This is a genomic window from Pseudomonas sp. Eqa60, from assembly GCF_018326405.1.
Classification (GTDB): Bacteria; Pseudomonadota; Gammaproteobacteria; order Pseudomonadales; family Pseudomonadaceae; genus Aquipseudomonas; species Aquipseudomonas protegens.
In genome coordinates, this window is record NZ_AP024342.1 from 1,043,851 (window position 1) to 1,063,464 (window position 19,614).

Consider the following 19,614-nt stretch of genomic DNA (forward strand, 5'->3'; position numbering starts at 1 on the left):
GACATGCCTCGAAAGGTCGTGGCCAGGGTTCACTGCCGTGTAGGCAGCTAAGAAAAAGTCCTCGTGGTGCAGCGTGAACTGGTCGCGGTTCACTGCCGTGTAGGCAGCTAAGAAAACACGCGTGAGTATCATGCTTAATCCAGGTCGCAGCTCGCCACCGCTCTGTCACACCCCCTTCATCCCCACTGTCTAAGGTGTGCTTTTTGACCATTGTCAGGGAGTCACCATGAGCGAGTTCAACCTCGGCCGTCGTCGGATCATGCAAATCGCCGGGGCGGGGCTGTTGATGCCGAGCCTGGCGCCGGCGGTGATCGCTTCGGTCAAGGATCGGCCGCAGCTCACCGACGGGGTGCAGTCCGGGGATCTGCTGGGGGATAAGGCGATGATCTGGAGCCGCAGCGATCGTCCGGCGCGGATGGTGGTGGAGTGGGACACGCGAAGCATGTTCAGCAACCCCCGGCGCTCTGTTTCGCCCCTGGCCGATGCGCGGACCGACTTCACGGCGCGGGTGGAGTTGACCGGGCTGCCGGCCAATCAGGCGATCTTCTATCGGGTGACCTTCGAGGATGCCCAGTCCGGCGTGGCCAGCGAGCCCTGGTTCGGCCATTTGCGCAGTGCGCCTTCGCAACGCCGGGACATCCGTTTTGTCTGGAGCGGCGACACGGTAGGGCAGGGCTTCGGCATCAACCCGGATATCGGCGGCATGCGCATCTACGAGGCAATGCGCCTGCGCCTGCCGGACTTCTTTATCCACAGCGGCGACACCATCTACGCCGACGGCCCGGTGCCGGCACAGTTGACCGTGGAAGACGGGCGCATCTGGCGCAACCTCACCACCGAGGCCAAGAGCAAAGTGGCCGAGACCCTCGACGAATACCGGGGCAACTACCGCTACAACCTGATGGACGAAAACCTGCGCCGCTTCAACGCCGAGGTGCCGCAGATCTGGCAGTGGGACGACCACGAGGTGGTCAATAACTGGTCGCCGAGCAAGCAGCTGGACGAACGTTACGTGGTCAAGGACATCCAGACCCTGGTGGGCCGCGCGCGCCAGGCCTGGCTGGAGTATTCGCCCATGCGCCGGCAGAGCGCCGATGGCGGCGGGCGCATCTATCGCAAGCTCAGCTATGGGCCGTTGCTGGATGTGTTCGTGCTGGACATGCGCAGCTATCGCGGCCCCAACGATGACAACCTCGGCGGCGAGAAACCTTTCCTCGGCCGCGAGCAATTGGATTGGCTGAAGCGTGAGCTCAAGGACTCCTCGGCCCAGTGGAAAGTGGTGGCGGCGGACATGCCCATTGGCCTGGGCGTGCCCGATGGCGAAGTCAGCCCCGGGGTGGCGCGCTGGGAGGCGATCGCCAACGGCGACCCGGGCCCGGCCCAGGGCCGCGAGCTGGAGATTGCCGAGCTGCTGGCGTATTTGCGCAAGCATCAGGTGCGCAACCATGTGTGGCTGACGGCGGACGTGCACTACTGCGCGGCTCACCACTACCACCCGGATCGGGCGGCGTTCCAGGATTTCGAGCCGTTCTGGGAGTTTGTCGCCGGCCCCCTGAACGCCGGGAGTTTCGGGCCCAATGTGCTGGACAAGACCTTCGGCCCGGAAGTGGTGTTCCAGAAGGCGCCGCCAGCGCAGAACACTTCACCCTTTGCCGGCTTCCAGTTCTTTGGCGAAGTGCAGATCGATGGGCAAACGGCAGAGCTGAAGGTAATCCTGCGGGACCTGGATGGCGTGGCGGTGTACGAGCACAACCTGCAACCGGCGTAACCATCCCCGCCAACGCCCCGTCCCGTAGGAGCCGGCTTGCCGGCGAATAGGGCCCGTGAGCCTTGCGCTGTTCTGAAGGGCGCCTTCGCTGGCAAGCCAGCTCCTACGGAGGGTGCGGCACGATTGATGTAGGAGCCGGCTTGCCGGCGAAGAGGCCCGTGAGCCTTGCGCTGTTCTGGCGGGCGCCTTCGCTGGCAAGCCAGCTCCTACGGAGGGTGCAGCACGATTGATGTAGGAGCCGGCTTGCCGGCGAAGAGGCCCTTGAGCCTTGCGCTGTTCTGGCGGGCGCCTTCGCTGGCAAGCTGTTGTGGCTCAATATTCCTGAACCACTCTGTAGGAGTTTCAACCTAAGGAAGCATCATGGGATTTCGGGTTGTTAGCGCTGAAGAAAAGGCTGAAGCCATTCGCCTGGTCGTGGAAATGAATTACTCGGTGCCTAAGGCGTGTGAGCAAACCGGGGTTGGGCCTACAGCCCTGCGACGCTGGGTCGCCAGATGGCGCAAGGAGCATGAAGGAGCCTTGCTGCCCACACGCCCTCAGGACCAGGAACTGATTGACTCACTGCAGGCCAGGCTCGCCCTGCTGGAAGCCGAGAATAGCGTCCTAAAAAAGCAATTGACCTCTCATCTGAAGGTGCTGTTCAGCCGAATCAAATGATCGAGGGTTTGAAAGGACAGCTCTCCATTCGGCACTGCTGCCGACTTCTGGGCGTGCCTCGCAGCAGCTATTACGCCAAGCACTTGGCCCGGTCTGAGCCTGGGGTCGAGCGGCAACTGGAAAAGACCATTCGGCAGTTGCACCGGGAGCATCGAGGTGCCCTGGGCGCCCGGGGATTTGCCAGGGAGCTTAAAAAGCAGGGCGTCGTGGTTGGACGCCATCGTATGGGCCGTCTGATGAAAAACCTTGGTCTGGTCAGACGACGAGCCCGTTACGCTCACTATCGTCGGACCGGAAAGCCCAGCAATACCGCAGCCAATGTCCTTGATCGTCGCTTTAATCCTGCATCGCCCAATACGTTTTGGGCCGGAGACATCACTTATATTCGCGTCGGTGGAAGCTGGCTGTACCTGGCAATCGTGATGGATCTGTTTTCACGTCGGATCGTCGGCTGGGCCTTTTCCAGGACCGCCGATGCCGAGCTGTCGCTCAAGGCGTTGCGGCTGGCTGTTGGCATACGTCGACCTGGTTCAGCGCTGGTATTCCACTCGGACCAGGGCTGCCAATACACCGCGGATCGCTTTGTCGAATACCTGGCTGAGAAGCAGATCGTGCAGAGCATGAGTCGACGCGCAAACTGCTGGGACAACGCGGTGGTGGAGCGTTATTTCCGGACACTGAAACACGACTGGTCGCCTGAAAATGGCTACCAGAATCATTTCGAGGCGCAGAAGGATGTGATGGATTTCATTGCCCATTACAACCATCGGCGTTGCCACAGCGCCTCAAACGATCTGCCGCCCGCTGCTTTTGAAAGGCTGGCGGCCTAATGCTCCTACAGAGTGGTCCAAAAAAGCTGGACCACTACAAGCCAGCTCCTACGGAGGGTGCGGCACGATTGATGTAGGAGCCGGCTTGCCGGTGAAGCGTCTGACGCCTCAGTAAACGTCGCGGCGGTAGCGACCCTGCTCAATCAGGCGTTCGACGTGTTCTGCTCCCAGCAGTTCGTTGAGTACCTGGTCCACTCCCGACGCCATGCCCTGCAAGCTGCCGCAGATGTAGATCGCGGCGCCATCGTCCAGCCATTTTTTCAGCTCGTCCGCCGCCTGGCGCAGGCGGTCCTGGACGTAGATCTTCTCGGCCTGGTCCCGGGAGAACGCCAGGTCCAGGCGGCTCAGGTCGCCCCGGGTGCGCCATTCCTGCAGTTCATCCTTGAAGTAGAAATCATGCTCGGCATTGCGCTCGCCAAAGATCAGCCAGTTGCGTTGCTGGCCCTCGGCGATCCGCGCCTTGAGCAGGCTGCGCAAGCCCGCCAGCCCGGTGCCGTTGCCCAGCAGAATCAGCGGGCAAGGTTCGGCCGGCAGGTGGAAGCCGCTGTTGCGCCGTACCCGCAGGCTGATGCTCGAACCCACCGCAGCATGCTCGGTGAGCCAGCCGGAACCGATCCCCAGGCTGCCGTCGGCGTGGCGTTCCTGGCGTACCAGCAGCTCCAGGCAACCGTCGGCGGCAATCGAGGCGATGGAGTATTCGCGCATGCTCAGGGGCACCAGGGCATCCACCAGGGCCTGGGCGTGCAGGCCCACCAGGTGGGTGCGGTTTTCTGGTAGCTGGCGGCTGCCCAAGGCTTGTTCCAGGCTCTCTTCCAGGCCGTCGAGCTGGACCCTGGCCTCGCCGGAGAGCCCCAGGCCGTCGAGGAAGTATTCGACCAGCCACGGGCTGTTGCGCGGCATGACTTCCACCAGGTCGCCAGCCAGCCAGCTGCTGGCGCTGGGGGCCAGCAGTTGCAGCAGGTAGACCCCGGAGCCGCTGCTGTCGGGGTTGAGCAGGGTGCGGCTCTTCAGGGTCCAGTTGTCGAAGGCCGGGGCCTGCCACAGGTCTACCGGGGCATGGCCGGTGAGTTGGCCCAGTTGCTGCTGCCAGTGGCGCAGGGCGTAGCTGTCGCCGCTGTCCACCTCGATGGGGGCGAACAGGGTGCTGCCGCCCTGGTTCGACAGCCAGTCGTGCAGGCGTCGGGCAAAGCCGCAGAAGTGCTGGTACTGGCGGTCGCCCAGGCCGAGCACGGCGTATTGCAGGCCTTGCAGCGACAGCTCGCGGCCCAGCAGCTTGCGCTCGAAGCCGCGGGCGCTGTCCGGTGCTTCGCCGTCGCCAAAGGTGCTGACCACGAACAGCGCGCGCTGGGCGTCACGCAGGTCCTGTTCGCTGAGATTGCTCAGCGGCTGGACCTTGGTCGCCACCCCGGCAGCTTGCAATTGCCCGGCAGTCTGCCAGGCCAATTGTTCGGCAAAGCCGCTCTGGCTGGCGAAACCGATCAGCCACGCGGAGCCATCGTCGGCGCTGCTTTCCAGGCCTTGGCGTGCGTTCTTGATCTGGCGCTTTTTGCGCCGGCGATCCAGGTACAGCAGCCAGCCGGTGACGAAGAACAGCGGCATGGTCAAGGAGGCCAGGGTCAGCAGGATGCGCCCCACCAGGCCGAAGTAGCTGCCCACGTGCAGCGCGTAGACGCTGGTGAGCAACTGTGACTTGAGGCTCTTGTCGGCGTAGCGGTCATGACGGCTGATCACCCCGGTGGCCGGGTCCAGGGTCAGTTGGTTCAGCGCCCGTTCGTGGGGGAGGTCTTGAGCAGGTAGAACACAGTCGCCGGCTGCCCGGCCACGGCAGGCATACGGATGTTGTAGGCATTGAGGTCCTTGCCGGCGGCGCTGTAGATGCTGCTCCACATGGCGTTGTAGTCCGCCACCGGGGCCGGGCCCTTGGGCGGTGGGCCACCGCGGCCGCCACGCTGGCGTTCGCTGTGTGGCGCATCGGAGAGCAGCTTGGTCAGGCCCTCCCGGTACCAATCGTAGGACCAGTACAGGCCGGTGAGGGCGAACAGCAGGTAGAACAGCAGGCACCAGGTGCCGAACACGGCGTGCAGGTCCCACTTGAAGCCGCGGCCTTTCTTGGCCCAGTCCAGGGTCAGCCACACCCGCCAGTTGCCGACCTGGCGCGGCCAGCGCAGGTACAGCCCGGACAGGCAGAAGAAGATCAGGATCAGGGTGCAGGCGCCGGTGATCTGCCGGCCGGTGTCGCCGATGGCCAGGAAGCGGTGCAATTGCAGCATGAAGCCGAAGAAGTCCTGGCCGACGGCGTCGCCCATGAACTCGCCGGTATAGGGGTCGAAGTAGCGCATCTGGCCACGGCGTTCCCCGGCGGCGGGGTGAAGAACACCCGCGCGGCGTTGCCGCTGTCGGTCTCGACCCAGAGCATGGACACCGTCTTGCCTTCGGCGGCCTGGATTTTTTCCACCAGTTCGGCGGGCGGCAGCACCCCGGCGGGGAGCTTGTCGACTTGCAGCACCGATGGATTGAGGGCGCGCAGGATTTCGTCCTGGAACGACACGGTCGCCCCGGTGATGCCCATCAGGGCCAGGACCAGCCCCGCGCTGATGCCGAAGAACCAGTGCAGCTGGAACAGGGTTTTCTTCAACACGTCACTCGCCTTGTTCGTCCAGAGAGAGGAAACACGGCGCGCATTATGCCGTGTGTTGTCGAGAAGCATTCGTTTTTACATGCAAAAGCCCCAGGCATTGAAATGCGTGGGGCTTGGGCGCCTGTGGCCGTGGCCACAGGAAGGTCTTGCGCTGGATCAGAAGTGGAAGTTGGCACTCATCAGCGCGGTACGACCGGCCGCCTGGTTGGCGAAGTGCGCCGCGTAGGCCTTGTCGTAGTAGGTCTTGTCGGTCAGGTTCTGCACGTTCAACTGCAGGTCGACGTTCTTGGTCAGCTTGTAGCTGGCCATGGCGTCGTAGCGGGTGTAGGACGGCACGTACACGGTGTTGGCCGCATCGCCATAGACTTCGTCAACGTAGAACGCTCCGCCACCTACGGTCAGCTTCGAGGTGATGTCGTAGGTGCTCCACAGGCTGAAGGTGTTTTTCGGTGTGTTCGGCATCTGGTTGCCTTTGTTGGAGCCGGCGCTGACTACGCCATTGCGACCGTTGAGGCCCGCGTCCACCAGTTCGCTTTTCAGGTAGCTGTAACCGGCGAAGACTTGCCATTTGTCGGTGATCTTGCCGCTGGCGCCCAATTCGATCCCGTCGACCCGAGATTCACCAGCGTTCTGGTAGGTCAGCGAGTCAACCAGAATGCGGGTGTTCTTCTTCTCGGTGCGGAACACGGCTCCGGTCAGCGACAGGCGGTTGTTGAACACGTCCCACTTGGTGCCCAGCTCGTAGTTGACGGTTTCCTCCGGTTTCAGGTCGCTGGTGGCCAGGCCTGCCGACAATGGGTTGTCGGCAGCACCATCCAGCACGCCGCCCGCGGGGTTGGCCGATGTCGCATAGGAGGCGTAGATGCTGCCGTTCTCGGCCGGCTTCCAGACCAGGCCGGCCTGCCAGTTCCAGAACTGGCTGTCGCTCTTGAGTTTGGAACGGCCAGTGGCGGCGTTGGTATTGGCCACGGTATCGAAGGTGTCGTAGCGCACCCCGAGGTTCAACAGCCATTTTGGATCCAGTTCGATGGTGTCGAAGGCGTAGGCGGCACGGGTCGTGGCTTTGGTGTTGGTGCCGTAGTAGTTGCGTACGGCGCTACCGGTCCAGGCATCGTCCGGGTTCGGATTGCCCAGGGATGTGCAGCTGCCACCGCTGTTGCCGACCTTGCCAACGGTGCAGGTCGGGTTGCTGTTAGGCGTGACGGTATAGCTGCTGACCCGGGTCTCTTCACCGGTGAACTCAAGGCCGGTGGAGTAGTTGTTCTTGAAGCCCAATGCGTGGAACTCGCCAAACAGATCGGTCTGGTTGGTGGTGGTCTCGGTGGTGGACACTCGCGAGTTGGCCCGACGCCACACGGTGCCGAACTGGTTGACGTTGTGCTGGCTGTCGTCCGGCTGGGTAAGGATGTAGTCCTGGCCGGTGTTGCCATGACGCAGGGTGTTTTTCAGCGTCATATTGTCATTCAGGTCATGTTCGACGGAGAAGGTGCTGATGTCCGCCCGGGTCTTTCGGAAGTCGCGGTCCTTCAGGCCGTAGAAGTTGTTGCTGTCACCACCGTCGGTGGGTTTGTCATGGATGTGCGCGGCTTTAGCGCCGTTCGAACTGTAGCCATAGGGGATGCCCGAATCCGGCAGGTCGTCGCTTTCCATGTGGTAGTAGCTGACGTTGACCCGGGTCGGAGTGCCCATGCCGAAGGTCAGCGACGGCGCTACGCCCCAGCGGTCGTAATTGACGGCGTCGCGTCCGGCCACGTTCTGCTCGTGGCTCATCAGGTTCAGGCGGAAAGCTGCACCTTCGAGGAACTGGCGGTTGACGTCCAGGGTGTAGCGACGGGTCTGGTCGGAACCGTAGGTGAAGCCACCGTTGAGGAAGTCCTGCTGTTTCGGCTGCTTGCTGACCAGGTTCAGGCTGCCGCCCGCCGAGCCGCGCCCGCCGAAGGAGGAGTTCGGGCCTTTGCTGACCTCGACCGATTCGATGTCGAAGATTTCGCGGCTTTGGCCGCCGGTATCGCGTACACCATCCAGGTAAGTGTCGCCCTGGGCGTCAAAACCACGGATGAACGGGCGATCGCCCTGGGGGTTGCCGCCTTCGCCAGCGCCGAAGGTGATGCCTGGCACCGTGCGCAGCGCGTCTTGCAGGGACGTTGCTGCGGTGTCCTTGAGTACCTGCTGGGGAATCACCGTGACCGAGCGTGGGGTATCCACCAGTGGCGCGGTGTATTTCTGCGAGGAAGCTTTTTCCACTTGGTAGGAGGTGTTGTCCTGGGCCTCACCGGTAATGCTGGTGGCTTCCAGGGCAATGGCTTTGCCCGAAGTCTTCTGCTGAGTCTCTTCAGCCGCCTGGACCATATGGCCTGCGGAGCCGGCGGTGATCGCCACGCCAATTGCAGACGCCAGCAGGCGTGGTGAACTGACAGCGGATGGTGGTTGTTGGCGTGACATGTTTTTCCCCTCCCCAAGGATTTGAGGCGGCGGAATATAGGGGAAAGAAACATTTGTTATCAATTGCGAAATATTGCTATTCGCACTTAATTTACATTCTTTACAATTTGCCTTTACGGTTTTTACGTTCTCATGCGTCCCGGGGTTTTACACAGTCAATAAGAATCAATATCATTGACGGCCTTTCGCTCTGCAGGTACCTGGCCATGTTGCTGCACATCCCTGGCGTGTTCACCCGTGACGAGGTCGGGCGCATCCGTGAAGCCCTGGAACAGGCGGACTGGGCGGACGGCAAGATCACCGCCGGTTACCAGTCGGCCAAGGCCAAGCACAACCTGCAACTGCCGGAAGGCCACCCGCTGGCCCAGGAGATCGGCGCGGCGATGCTCGATCGCCTGTGGCAGAACCCGCTGTTCATGTCCGCCGCCTTGCCGCACAAGGTGTTTCCGCCGCTGATCAACTGCTACACCGCCGGCGGCAGTTTCGATTTTCATATCGACAACGCGGTGCGCCAGCCCAAGGGCAGCCCGGAGCGGGTGCGTACGGACCTGTCGTCGACCCTGTTCTTCAGCGACCCCGAGGATTACGAAGGCGGCGAGCTGGAGATCCAGGACACCTTCGGCCTGCAGCGGGTCAAGCTGCCGGCGGGGGACATGGTGCTGTATCCAGGCACCAGCCTGCACAAGGTCAACCCGGTGACCCGGGGCGCTCGCTACGCCTCATTCTTCTGGACCCAGAGCCTGGTGCGCGAAGATAGCCAGCGCGCCTTGCTGTTCGAGATGGACGGCGCGATCCAGGAGCTGACCCGGGACGTGCCCGACCATCCTTCGCTGGTCCGCCTGACCGGCACCTACCACAACCTTTTGCGTCGCTGGGTCGAGGTGTAAGCCGTGACTTTTCAACTTCGTCGCGAGGAGCTCCTCGACGGCGCGCAACTGAGCGCCATGCTTGAGGAGAGCCCGGCCCGCGCCGCCCAGGCGGTGCTGGCCGCTGCTTCCGAGGGGCTGCTGGACGCCCAGGCGCTGCTGGGGCAGATCCTCCTCGACGGTCGCGGCATCCAGCAGGATCAACCCCTGGCGGTGCGCTGGTTCGAGATCGCCGCACAACGCGGGCACCTGATGGCGCGCAACATGCTCGGGCGCTGCCATGAGCACGGCTGGGGTTGCCCGGCGGATGCCGCCCGCGCGGCCGGGCACTATCGCCTGGCTGCCGAGGCGGGGCTGGACTGGGGGCTGTACAACTACGCCAACCTGTTGGCCACCGGTCGCGGCGTGGTGCAGAACCATGCCTTGGCCCTGGCCTGCTACCGTCGTGCGGCGGACCTGGGCCATGCCAAATCGATGAACCTGCTGGGGCGCTACCTGGAGGAGGGGCTGGTGTGCCAGGCCGACCTTGAAGCGGCGCGGGACTGGTACCGGCGCTCGGCCGAAGGCGGGGATTTTCGCGGGCAGTTCAGCCATGCGGCAGTGCTGGCCGATGCCGGGCGTATCGACGAAGCCGTGGCGTGGCTGCAACGGGCTCTGGCCGGTGGCAACCTGAATTTCCTCCGGGTGGCATGCGCCGCGCTGCTCAAGGCCACGCACCCCGAGATTCGCGACCTGGCCCAGGCCTATCAGCGGCGGGCGGCGCAATTGGGTGACGAACGGGATGGAGAGCGGCTTGCTGTGTTGTCTTAAATCAATATGATTCAAAGCTAATCGCTTTTAATCATTCTGATGCAGGTCTTGCCTCATGCCCGCGACAAAAGTACTGACCGCTCACATTCCCTTGGACCTGGCTGACAAGGTCGATCAACTTGCTTCTCGCCTGGAACGCTCCCGGGCCTGGGTCGTGAAGCAGGCGTTGGTGGCCTGGGTTGACCAGGAAGAAGAGCGCCGTCGACTGACGCTTGAGGCCTTGGCAGATGTCGATGCTGGAAGGGTTGTGGATCATCAGTCAGTGTTGGCTTGGGCGCAGAGTCTGTCTGGCGACAACCCTCTGCCCTTACCAAAATGAGACAGCTGAAATGGACGAGCAAGGCCCTATCCGATCTGGCTCGGCTTTTTGAGTTTCTCGCCCAGGCCAATCGTTCTACTGCTGCTCGGACCGTGCAATCGCTGGTGCAGGCTCCAGATGCTCTTCTATCTAACCCACGATTGGGAGAGCAGTTGGAGGAATTCAAGCCGAGGGATGTTCGACGATTGCTGGTGGGGCATTACGAGATGCGTTATGAGATTCAAGGCATGGCCTTGTCCATCCTGCGTATTTGGCATGTCCGGGAAGATCGTTGAATCACTGACCCGCGCGCACAAAAAAGCCCATGACAAGTCATGGGCTTTTTCTTGCAGCTAGCTGCCGTCTTTAAACGTAGAAGGCCTTCAGCGGCGGGAAGCCGTTGAATTCCACCGCGCTGTAGCTGGTGGTGTAGGCGCCGGTGGACAGCCAGTACAGGCGGTCGCCGATGGCCAGGTTCAGTGGCAGGCCGTACTTGTAGTTCTCGTACATGATGTCGGCGCTGTCGCAGGTCGGGCCGGCGATCACCACTTCTTCCACTTCACCTTTCTTCTCGGTCCAGATCGGGAACTTGATGGACTCGTCCATGGTTTCGATCAGGCCGGAGAACTTGCCCACGTCGGTGTACACCCAGCGCTCGACGGCGGTGCGGGATTTGCGCGCCACCAGTACTACTTCGCTGACCAGGATGCCGGCGTTGGCGATCAGCGAACGGCCTGGCTCGAGGATGATTTCCGGCAGGTCGTCGCCGAAGTCTTCCTTGAGGAAGCGGATGATTTCCTCGGCATAGGTTTCCAGGCTGTTGGTGCGGGTGATGTAGTTGGCCGGGAAGCCGCCACCCATGTTGATCAGCTTCAGCTCGATACCGTCTTCTTCTTTCAGGCGTTCGAAGATCACCTTGACCTTGGCAATGGCGGCGTCCCAGACGCTGATGTCGCGCTGTTGCGAACCCACGTGGAACGACACACCGTAAGGCACCAGGCCCAGGTCGCGAGCGAGGATCAGCAGGTCCATGGCCATGTCGGTCTGGCAGCCGAACTTGCGCGACAGCGGCCAGTCGGCGGTGGTGGAGCCTTCGGTGAGAATGCGCACGTAGACTTTCGAACCCGGGGCGGCCTTGGCGATGTTGCGCAGGTCGGCCTCGGAGTCGGTGGCGTACAGGCGCACGCCCTTGTCATAGAAGTAGCGGATGTCCTTGGACTTCTTGATGGTGTTGCCGTAGCTGATGTTGGCCGGGTTGACGCCGCGGCCCAGCACCTTGTCCAGCTCGTAGATCGAAGCGATGTCGAAGCTGGAGCCTTTTTCGTGCAGCAGGTCGATGATCTCGACGGCCGGGTTGGCCTTGACCGCGTAGTAGACCTTGGCGAATTCGAAACCGGCGCGCAGGTCGTCGTAGGCCTGGGAGATCATCTGGGTGTCGATGACCACGAACGGGGTTTCTTGCTGGTCGGCGAAAGACTTCATTTTCTGAAAGGTTTCGCGCGCGAAATAGTCTTCGACGTTAATCGACATGCGTTGGGAACTCCTACTGGCAAACGTTGGTAATCAATGGGTTTAAGGACATGTCATTGATGACAGTGCCTTGTGAACGTCCTCCGTATCCCCACTTTGGTTCGCCTACTTCCCAAGGCATGTCGCCGAAAGCAAAAAGGCCATGGGAAATCTGCCCTTGGCCTTGCTGTCTCGTCGTCAGTACTTGAGCCGGATGGATCGTTTCCAGCATGGACGTTCGGCGCGAACTTTAGGCGGTGAGGGGGCTGAGATCAACAAAAAATGTCGCGTTTTTGCACTTGTCTGACGTGCGTTATCGACACCTCTCTTTGTAGCCGACACAGATGACGGACAGATGTTCCCGAAGAATTCTCGAGTGTTAAAAATACCTGCACGTTCGACGCTTTTGCGTGCCAAGTAGCTGGGAAGTATGAAAGCGTCAACATCGGCGACGTTAGCGGCGAGAGGGCGGTTTGAGGGGGATTTTGGCTGTTTCGGAGGAGGGCGCCGGACAGCTCTGACCGGGGCGGCTGTTGATATTTTTTTCCGGCGCGTGGGTGGGCCAAAAACACCCGGTGGCGAGGGCGCTTGCTTGCGCCGGATGCGCAGCAACCCCATTCTTTTTGCAAAGAGGGGCCGCTTCACGGTCCCGCGGGAGCAAGCGCCCTCGCCACAGGTTGGTTGTTGGATATTTATTGATCAGGCGACCACTGTTTCAGCCGGCGAGACGATATTGGTCTTCATCCCCCGCGAACGCCCGGAGCTCAGGTAGGCGGCGATGGATTCCTGAGTCACCTCGCCCAGGAACACCCGCTCGGCATCCATCACCGGCAGCCACGAGCGGTTGAACTCGTACATGCGCGACAGAAGAATCCGCAGGTGTTCGTCGTAGGCGGCTGTAGCGTTGAACTCTCGCAGGAACTGGGCGCAGGTGCCGGTCTGACGGTGCAGGTCGCGACGACGTACATAACCCAGAGCCTTGTTCTCGGCACAGGTCACCACCACGTAGCGCCGGTCGTGTTCGTCCATCAGTTCCAGGGCGTCGGCTACCGGGGTTTCCGGGCTGACCGACGGGGCGTTGTCCGCGGCGTCTTCGGCCTTGACCAGCAACAGGCGTTTCAAGGTGCTGTCCTGGCCGACGAAGTTGCTGACGAAGTCGTCCGCCGGGTGCGCCAGCAGGGTGTCGGGGTGATCGATCTGCAGCAGCTTGCCGGCACGGAAGATGGCGATCTTGTCCCCCAGCTTGATGGCTTCGTCGATGTCATGGCTGACCATGATCACGGTCTTGTTCAGCGCCCGCTGCATCTCGAAGAATTCGTTCTGGATCATCTCGCGATTGATCGGGTCCACCGCGCCGAAGGGCTCGTCCATCAGCAGCAGCGGAGCGTCCGCCGCCAGGGCGCGGATCACCCCGATTCGCTGTTGCTGGCCACCGGACAGTTCCCGTGGGTAGCGATGCAGGTACTGCTTGGGTTCGAGCTTGATCATGCTCATCAGCTCGCGGGCCCGGTCGTGGCATTTCTGCTTGTCCCAGCCCAGCAGGCGTGGCACCACCACGATGTTTTCCTCGATGGTCATGTTGGGGAACAGGCCGATCTGCTGGATCACGTAGCCGATGTTGCGGCGCAGGGTCACTTCGTCGAGATCGGTGGTGTCCTCGCCATTGATCAGCACCTTGCCCGAGGTGGGCATGATCAGGCGGTTGATCATTTTCAGCGTGGTGCTCTTGCCGCAGCCGGAGGGCCCGAGGAACACGCAGATCTCGCCTTCATTGACGGTCAGGCTTACCGAGTCGACGGCTTTGACATCCTTGCCGTTGCTGCGAAAGGTCTTGGTCAGGTTTTGAAGTTCGATCATTTCAGGAGTCCTTTTGGAGTCAGCGAGCGTTGCAGCCATTGCAGAAGCAGGTCGGCGAAGATGGCCAGGAGACTGACCAGCACGGCGCCGACGATCAGCATCGACATGTCGCTGCGGCTGATGGAAGCAAGAATGAGTACGCCCAGGCCGCCGGCGCCGATGGTGGCGGCGATGGTCATGACGCCGATGTTCATCACCACGGCGGTGCGTACCCCGGCGAGGATCACCGGCACCGCGATCGGCAACTCGACCATGCGCAGGCGCTGGCCGAAGGTCATGCCGATGCCGCGGGCGGCTTCACGAATGCCCGGTTCGACGCCGGTCAGCGCCAGGTAGGTGTTGCGCATGATCGGCAGCAGGGAATAGAGGAACACCGCGGTGATAGCCGGTAGCGGGCCCAGGCCCTGGCCGAACTTGGAGTAGAACGGCAGCAGCAGGCCGAACAGGGCGATGGATGGAATGGTCAGCAGCACGGTGGCGCTGGCCTGCAGTGGGCCGGCAAGGGTCGGGAAGCGGGTCATCAGCACGCCCAGGGGCACGCCGAAGACGATGGCCAGGGTGACGGCGATGCCCACCAGGGTGATGTGCTGCCAGGTCAGGTGCAGGACCTGGGCCCAATCGAGATGGGAAAAGGCGTTCAGGAATTCCATGTCTTCTCCTCTTTAGTTGATCGGGTGCTGGCGCAGGAAATCTGCGGCCACGGCGGATGGGCTTTCATGGTCGACGTCGACCCGCGCGTTCAGCTGGCGCATGGTTTCGTCGTCGAACAGCGCCGCCAGCGGCTTGAGCTCGGCGGCCAGTTGCGGGTGGGCGTCGAGGTAGGCCTGGCGTACCACCGGCGCGGCGGTGTAGTCCGGGAAGTAGTGCTTGTCGTCTTCCAGCAGTTTGAGTTTGAAGGCATTGAGGCGCCCGTCGGTGGTGTACACCAGGCCGGCGAACACCTGGCCGTTGCGCAGGGCGGTGTAGACCAGGCCGGCGTCCATCTGCCGGGTGTTCTTGCGGGTCAGGGCCATGTCATAGAGCTTGACCATCCCGGCCATGCCGTCGGAGCGGTTGGCGAACTCGGTGTCCAGGGCCACCAGGCGGTTCTCCTTGGTGTTTTCGGCCAGGGCCTGGGTCAGGTCGCTGATGCTATTGATCTGCGGATGTTCCTTGGCCACGTTCTCTGGCAGCGCCAGGGCATAGGTATTGCTGAACTTGGACGGTGACAGCCAGACCAGGCCTTTTTTCGCATCGAGTTCTTTCACCCGGGCGTAGGACTGTTCGCTGTCGAGTTTCTCGTCGATGTGGTTGTAGGCCACCAGCGAGACTCCGGTGTACTCCCAGATCAGGTCCAACTGGCCACTTTCCTGGGCACTGCGGGCCAGGTTGCTGCCCAGGCCCCCGGTGACGCGGGTGTCGTAGCCCTTGCTGCGCAAGTACTGGGAGGTGATCTCCGCCAGCAGGGTCTGTTCGGTGAAGACCCGGGCGCCGATGCGGATCAGCGGTTTTTCCACGGCGTGGGCCAATGTGCTGAAAAGCAGGGCGCAGCCGAGTATCAGGCTTAATTTCTTCATGTCGGTTCCTTGGCTCTGACGGGCTTAAGACGGGCGCAGACCACGTTCCAGCCAAAGTCGGCTGGCCAGGGTCACCAGGCCATCGAGGAGCAAGGCCAGCAGCGCGGTGCAGGCGGCGCCGAGCAGCAGTTGCGGCTGATTGTTCAGGGCGATGCCGGGGAAAATCAGGCTGCCCAGGCTGTTGGCGCCGATCAGGAAGGCCAGGGGCGCGGTGCCGACGTTGATCGCCAGGGCCACCCGCACGCCGCCGATGATGATCGGCACGGCATTGGGCAATTCGACTTTCCACAGCACCTGGCGTGGCGTCATGCCGATGCCGACCGCGGCCTCCTTGAGGGAGCCCTGGACGTTCTTCAGGCCTTCATAGGTGTTGCGCACGATGGGCAGCAGGGAGGCGAGGAACAGCGCGAAAATGGCCGGGCCACTGCCGATGCCGAGGATCCCCAGAGCGATGGCCAGGACGGCCAGGGGAGGGACGGTGTTACCGATGTTGAACACTTGCATGAAGCGTTCGGCGCGTCCGACCATGCTCGGGCGGCTGAGGACGATGCCGGCGGGGATCCCCACCACCAGCGCGGCTAGCATTGAAGCCAGGACCAGGAACAGATGAGCTTGCAGGTAGAACAACAGATCGTCGCGGTAGTGTTCGATCGTAGTGATGCCGATCCAGTGGACCAGCAGGGCCAGGAGGGCGATTACCGCAGCGCCTCCTATCAGCCCTTTGCCATAGCGAATAGCCACAGGCGGACTCCTTTTTTATGTCAGCGCGCATTCTCTTGTGTGGCAGTGCCATGCCTGGCAGCCGAAAGAATGATCGCGGGAAGCAGCTCTTCGGTGCGCTGTAAACAGCGTGAGAGTGAGCCGTACGCATCGCTTTGCCAGGCTAACTTGCTGTTTTTTCTACACCTGGCGAAAGTTCGTAGCAGGGGAGTGGACGCCCCGGCCTTTTAAAAGGTTCCATCATTGGCCGAATTTGCTCGGTGCGTTGGTGCGTTCCAATGGCGGTTGTTGCCAGGATTGCCTCGCTGTATTAACGGGGTAGGCCCGGGCCTGCACCCCCGGGCAGGCCGCTGAAACCGATGGTGTGCAGGCCGGCCAGGCTGATGGGAACAACCTGGTCGGCTGCTGTTTCATCCGCTCGTGAGCGTCAGAAGGGGAGGCTGCGGCCGATCAGGGGCAGCTTGGCGGCTTCGCCTTCGAGGTGGTTGAAGGATTGCTGGCCGAGGTTCAGGCCGATCAGGCCGCCGTGGATGTAGCCAGGGTTCACGGGCGTGACCTTGGCGCTCGCTGACGAGTGCTCGATGGAGCCGCTGTTGCCGCCGACCAGGCCGCCCAGTACCTGGGCCGCAGTCCCCATGACTTTACCGGAGGCAGAGGCGTTGCTGATTCGGCCGTCGTTGAAGCCGACCAGCCCCCCCACGAAGCTTGAGTCGCCGGCTTGGACATCACCTTTGGCCGAAGCGTTGGCGAGGGTGCCGCCTTCCAGGTAGCCGATCAGGCCACCGGCGAAGGCGTTGGCCCCTCCCGTGACGTTCCCGGTGGCGTCGGCAACGTTCACCGTGGTGTTGCGGCTGTGACCGAGCAACCCGCCCAGGTACTGGCTGAATCTGTCGAGCACGCTGGCGCTGGCGCTGACATTGCTCAGGCTGGCGCCCTCGCTCTTGCCGATCAGGCCGCCGATGGCCTGCGAGTGACTGGCGTTGAGGGTGCCGCTGGCCGAGGCATTGTTCACCGAGCCTGCGCTGAGTTCGCCAATCAACCCGCCGACATTCGCCCGTGCTCCCCCGGTTACGTTGCCGGCGGCGGAAACGTTGCTGTAGCGGCTGGCCAGGCTTTTGCCAACCAAGCCACCGACTGCCTGGGCGTTGTTGCCGTTCACACTGCCACTGGCCGAGGCGTTGTTCACGGCCCCTTCGGTATTGAAGCCGATCAAGCCACCCAGGAAGGTGTTGCGACCATTGCCCCGGACGTTGACGGTGCTGTCGACAGTGCTCAGCCGGCTCGTGGAGGACCCTGTGTTGAAGCCGACCAGGCCACCCAGGTTGAGGTTGTCACCAGCCAAGGAGATCAAGCCCGTGCTGCTGCTGTTGCTGATGTTTGCCTTGCGGTTCGCACCGACCAGGCCGCCGGCGCCGTAGGCGCTTGATTGGCCGGCCATCTGCCCGGTCAGCGTGACGTCCGCCCGGCTATTGCTGATGCTGGCGATGCCTCGGCCCAGGCCGTTGTTGATGTTCTCGGCCGCCAGGCCGCCCATGACATAGGTGTAGCGGTTGCCCACCAGCGTGCCGCTGGCCGAGGATTTGTCGATGCTGCCGTCCTGCAGGTTCAGCGCGACCAGCCCACCCAGGCTGTTGGCGTGAGAAGCCCCCGTGACTTGCACCTGGCTGGCCTTGACGTTGGAGATGAGGCCCATATTGACGCCCGCCAGGGTGCCTACCAGGGTGTTGTAGTGAGTCGAACGGTCTCCACTGACCGAGACCCGGTCGAGGTTCAGGTTGCGGATTTCTCCCTGATTCACGCTGAACAGACCGACGCTGCCGCTGGTGCCGTAGACCGAGAGGTTTTCAATGCTGTTGCCCAGGCCATCGAGCACGCCCCCAAAACCGCTGCGCTCGCCCAGGGACTTGAAGCGGGCGCCGTTGCCGGAAATCTTGTTGCCCAGCACGTAGTGGCCGCTGCTGTTGCTGTCGATTTGACGCAGTTGATCCAGGTTGTGGATCACGGCGTAGTCCTGGCCGTTGGCTTTGAACAGGGCACCGGCACCGGAGAGGGTCACCGCCTTGCCGTCCTCGAGTGTGTAGCCATTATTCCCATGGTTCAGCCCCAGGCTCGCCCCGGTGCCGCTGAGGGCGATGTTGTCGTTGAGCCGGATGCCGCCGTTCTGCGCATTCAGCACGAGGCCGGCCTTGTTGCCGCTGGCGCGCAGCGCGCCTTCGACGCGAATGTCACCGCGCTCGGCGGTCAGGCTCAGGGAGTTGCCGCTCGTCCAGGTCAGCGGTGCGCTGACCGTCAGGTTGCCCTGGGTGCTGTTCAGCTCGATGTGGGTAGTGTCCAGGTTGGATGCCAGGGTGTCGGTACGCAGTGTCGACCGAGTGTTGGCTGGACCGCCGCCAGCGATCACGGCCACGTTGTTGTGGCCATTGCCCCCGATGCTCACGCCGACGCCATTGCCCCCGTTGCCGCTGCCGGTGGCATTGGCACCGACACCGATGCCGACGCCGTTGGTGGTTCCCGAGTTGGTGCCGCTGATGCCTCCGGTGATGACCAGGCCGCGTGGGGTGAGCCGGCCTGGGTTTTCGGTGCTGGCGATGCTGATGTCGTTGGCATGGATCCTCCAGGTGCCGGTCTTGCCCTGCTCGGCACGAGTGTTCACCTGTGCGGCCAACTGCACGTCGACTCTGGCCCCCTGGTTTTCCACCACGCCACCATCACCCTGGCCGCCGATGGCGCTGGCGTCCTGTCGGCCCGCGACCTGCACAATGCCGTTGTCGCCGTCGAGCACGATCCGGCCCGCCTTGTTTTGCAGGGTCTTCGCCTCGATCACGCCCTGGTTGCTGACCACCGTCCTGAGCAGGCTGTCGGCGCTCTTGGCGGTCATCAGCACCTGGCCGCCGTCGGCTTTGAGCAGGCCTCCGTTCTGTGCCAGGGCATCCACGGCACCGCTTTTGACTTGCAGGCCGAGCAGGCCGTTGCCGTTGAAGTCGAGGGTGATGTCGTTGCCCGCGCCCAGGGCCACGCTACCGACGCGCGCCTGTATCAAGCCGCTGTTGCTGACCTGCGCACCGAGCAAGGCGATGCTGCCGCCGTCGCTCGCCGTGAGGGTCCCGGCGTTGCTGATGCTGGCGCTGGAGGTGCCGCTGAAGCGGTAGTTGCCATTGAGGAAGTCCTTGTCGGTGATGTCCTGAGTGGAAGCCACCAGGCTGCCGACATCGACTTGGGCGGATTGGCCGAACACCACGCCATTGGGGTTGATCAGGAACACCTTGCCGTTGGCGTCGATCCGGCCCTGGATGTCGCTGCCCTGGGTGCCCAGGACACGGTTGAGGGCAATCGCGTTGCTACCGGGCTGCTGGAAGCTGACACGCTCATCGGCCTTGACGTTGAAGTCATTCCAGTTGGTGATCAGCTTGTTGCTTTGCTGGTTGATGGTCAGGTGTTGACCGTCGCTGGACGTCTGTATGTCGGCGTTGCCGGAGACGATGTTTCCTCCGCTCGGCAGGGCAAACGCCGGAGCCTGGAGCAACAGGCCCAGCAGCGATAGTCCGGCGCCGATCACTGCCTTGCTGCGCCCTGCCTTGCTGCGTCGGCGCGCCCCTTCGTCGGCCACGTTCCAGCAGCCCAGTGCATGGTTCCATACCAATGCATAGTTCTTGTTCATGATGC

At 62.6% G+C, this 19,614-nt stretch carries 15 protein-coding genes, 1 pseudogene and 1 CRISPR repeat array (1 of these 17 only partly in view); of the genes and pseudogenes, 7 read left to right on the forward strand and 9 right to left on the reverse strand.

The genetic code is table 11. The features are described from left to right. A CRISPR array of direct repeats spans positions 1-116; the repeat unit is 28 nt; unit sequence GTTCACTGCCGTGTAGGCAGCTAAGAAA (it extends 513 nt beyond the left edge of the window). Between the two features lie 110 nt (positions 117-226). The 3 genes from KI242_RS04575 to KI242_RS04585 all read left to right on the forward strand — a co-directional run bounded on the left by KI242_RS04575 (position 227) and on the right by KI242_RS04585 (position 3,255). Next, complete coding sequence (locus tag KI242_RS04575) at positions 227-1,768, forward strand: alkaline phosphatase D family protein (RefSeq protein ID WP_145712612.1); 1,542 nt, start codon at positions 227-229, stop codon at positions 1,766-1,768. A 360-nt stretch (positions 1,769-2,128) separates the two neighbouring features. Next, positions 2,129-2,425, forward strand: a complete 297-nt coding sequence (locus KI242_RS04580) for a transposase (RefSeq protein WP_212805958.1) — start codon at positions 2,129-2,131, stop codon at positions 2,423-2,425. Beyond that, positions 2,422-3,255, forward strand: a complete 834-nt coding sequence (locus KI242_RS04585; protein WP_169894174.1) for an IS3 family transposase — start codon at positions 2,422-2,424, stop codon at positions 3,253-3,255. Before KI242_RS04580 ends, KI242_RS04585 begins: the two co-directional genes overlap by 4 nt. Positions 3,256-3,363: 108 nt before the next feature. Here KI242_RS04585 and KI242_RS31650 read toward each other — a convergent pair whose 3' ends face one another. The 3 genes and pseudogenes from KI242_RS31650 to KI242_RS04595 all read right to left on the reverse strand — a co-directional run bounded on the left by KI242_RS31650 (position 3,364) and on the right by KI242_RS04595 (position 8,335). Further along, complete coding sequence (locus KI242_RS31650) at positions 3,364-5,316, reverse strand: sulfite reductase flavoprotein subunit alpha (RefSeq protein ID WP_348532654.1); 1,953 nt, start codon at positions 5,314-5,316, stop codon at positions 3,364-3,366. After that, positions 5,202-5,962, reverse strand: a pseudogene (locus tag KI242_RS32040) (PepSY domain-containing protein); the annotation flags it as partial. The pseudogene KI242_RS32040 and the gene KI242_RS31650, both read right to left, overlap by 115 nt. An 87-nt stretch (positions 5,963-6,049) precedes the next feature. After that, positions 6,050-8,335: a TonB-dependent siderophore receptor gene (locus KI242_RS04595; RefSeq protein ID WP_053149024.1), complete on the reverse strand. Its 2,286-nt coding sequence runs from the start codon at positions 8,333-8,335 to the stop codon at positions 6,050-6,052. Positions 8,336-8,541: 206 nt separating this feature from the next. Between KI242_RS04595 and KI242_RS04600 the strand changes: the two genes are divergently transcribed. From KI242_RS04600 to KI242_RS04615, 4 genes are read left to right on the forward strand one after another with little or no spacing between them, the layout of a single operon-like run. Continuing rightward, a complete protein-coding gene (locus tag KI242_RS04600) occupies positions 8,542-9,222 on the forward strand; it encodes a Fe2+-dependent dioxygenase (RefSeq protein WP_011059221.1) in 681 nt (226 codons plus the stop codon). Between the two features lie 3 nt (positions 9,223-9,225). Beyond that, a complete protein-coding gene (locus tag KI242_RS04605) occupies positions 9,226-10,011 on the forward strand; it encodes a tetratricopeptide repeat protein (protein ID WP_077933345.1) in 786 nt (261 codons plus the stop codon). Positions 10,012-10,066: 55 nt separating this feature from the next. Next, positions 10,067-10,330, forward strand: a complete 264-nt coding sequence (locus KI242_RS04610) for a ribbon-helix-helix domain-containing protein (RefSeq protein WP_047283908.1) — start codon at positions 10,067-10,069, stop codon at positions 10,328-10,330. Then, the gene (locus KI242_RS04615; RefSeq protein WP_072443006.1) at positions 10,327-10,605 is read left to right on the forward strand and encodes a type II toxin-antitoxin system RelE/ParE family toxin; all 279 of its coding nucleotides are present in this window, start codon (positions 10,327-10,329) and stop codon (positions 10,603-10,605) included. The genes KI242_RS04610 and KI242_RS04615 overlap by 4 nt, the downstream gene beginning before the upstream one ends. Positions 10,606-10,675: 70 nt before the next feature. Here KI242_RS04615 and KI242_RS04620 read toward each other — a convergent pair whose 3' ends face one another. From KI242_RS04620 to KI242_RS04645, 6 genes are all read right to left on the reverse strand, one after another. Further along, complete coding sequence (locus KI242_RS04620; protein ID WP_015634137.1) at positions 10,676-11,839, reverse strand: type III PLP-dependent enzyme; 1,164 nt, start codon at positions 11,837-11,839, stop codon at positions 10,676-10,678. A 678-nt stretch (positions 11,840-12,517) separates the two neighbouring features. After that, complete coding sequence (locus tag KI242_RS04625; RefSeq protein WP_015634138.1) at positions 12,518-13,675, reverse strand: ABC transporter ATP-binding protein; 1,158 nt, start codon at positions 13,673-13,675, stop codon at positions 12,518-12,520. Further along, on the reverse strand, positions 13,672-14,325 hold the full coding sequence (locus KI242_RS04630) for an ABC transporter permease (protein WP_011059225.1): 654 nt from the start codon (positions 14,323-14,325) through the stop codon (positions 13,672-13,674). The genes KI242_RS04625 and KI242_RS04630 overlap by 4 nt, the downstream gene beginning before the upstream one ends. A 12-nt stretch (positions 14,326-14,337) precedes the next feature. Next, a complete protein-coding gene (locus KI242_RS04635; protein ID WP_015634139.1) occupies positions 14,338-15,231 on the reverse strand; it encodes a glycine betaine ABC transporter substrate-binding protein in 894 nt (297 codons plus the stop codon). Between the two features lie 24 nt (positions 15,232-15,255). Further along, a complete protein-coding gene (locus tag KI242_RS04640; RefSeq protein WP_011059227.1) occupies positions 15,256-15,972 on the reverse strand; it encodes an ABC transporter permease in 717 nt (238 codons plus the stop codon). Between the two features lie 406 nt (positions 15,973-16,378). Next, entirely contained in the window at positions 16,379-19,609 is a 3,231-nt protein-coding gene (locus KI242_RS04645; protein ID WP_152685947.1) for a GLUG motif-containing protein, read from the reverse strand. Positions 19,610-19,614: the final 5 nt, after the last annotated feature.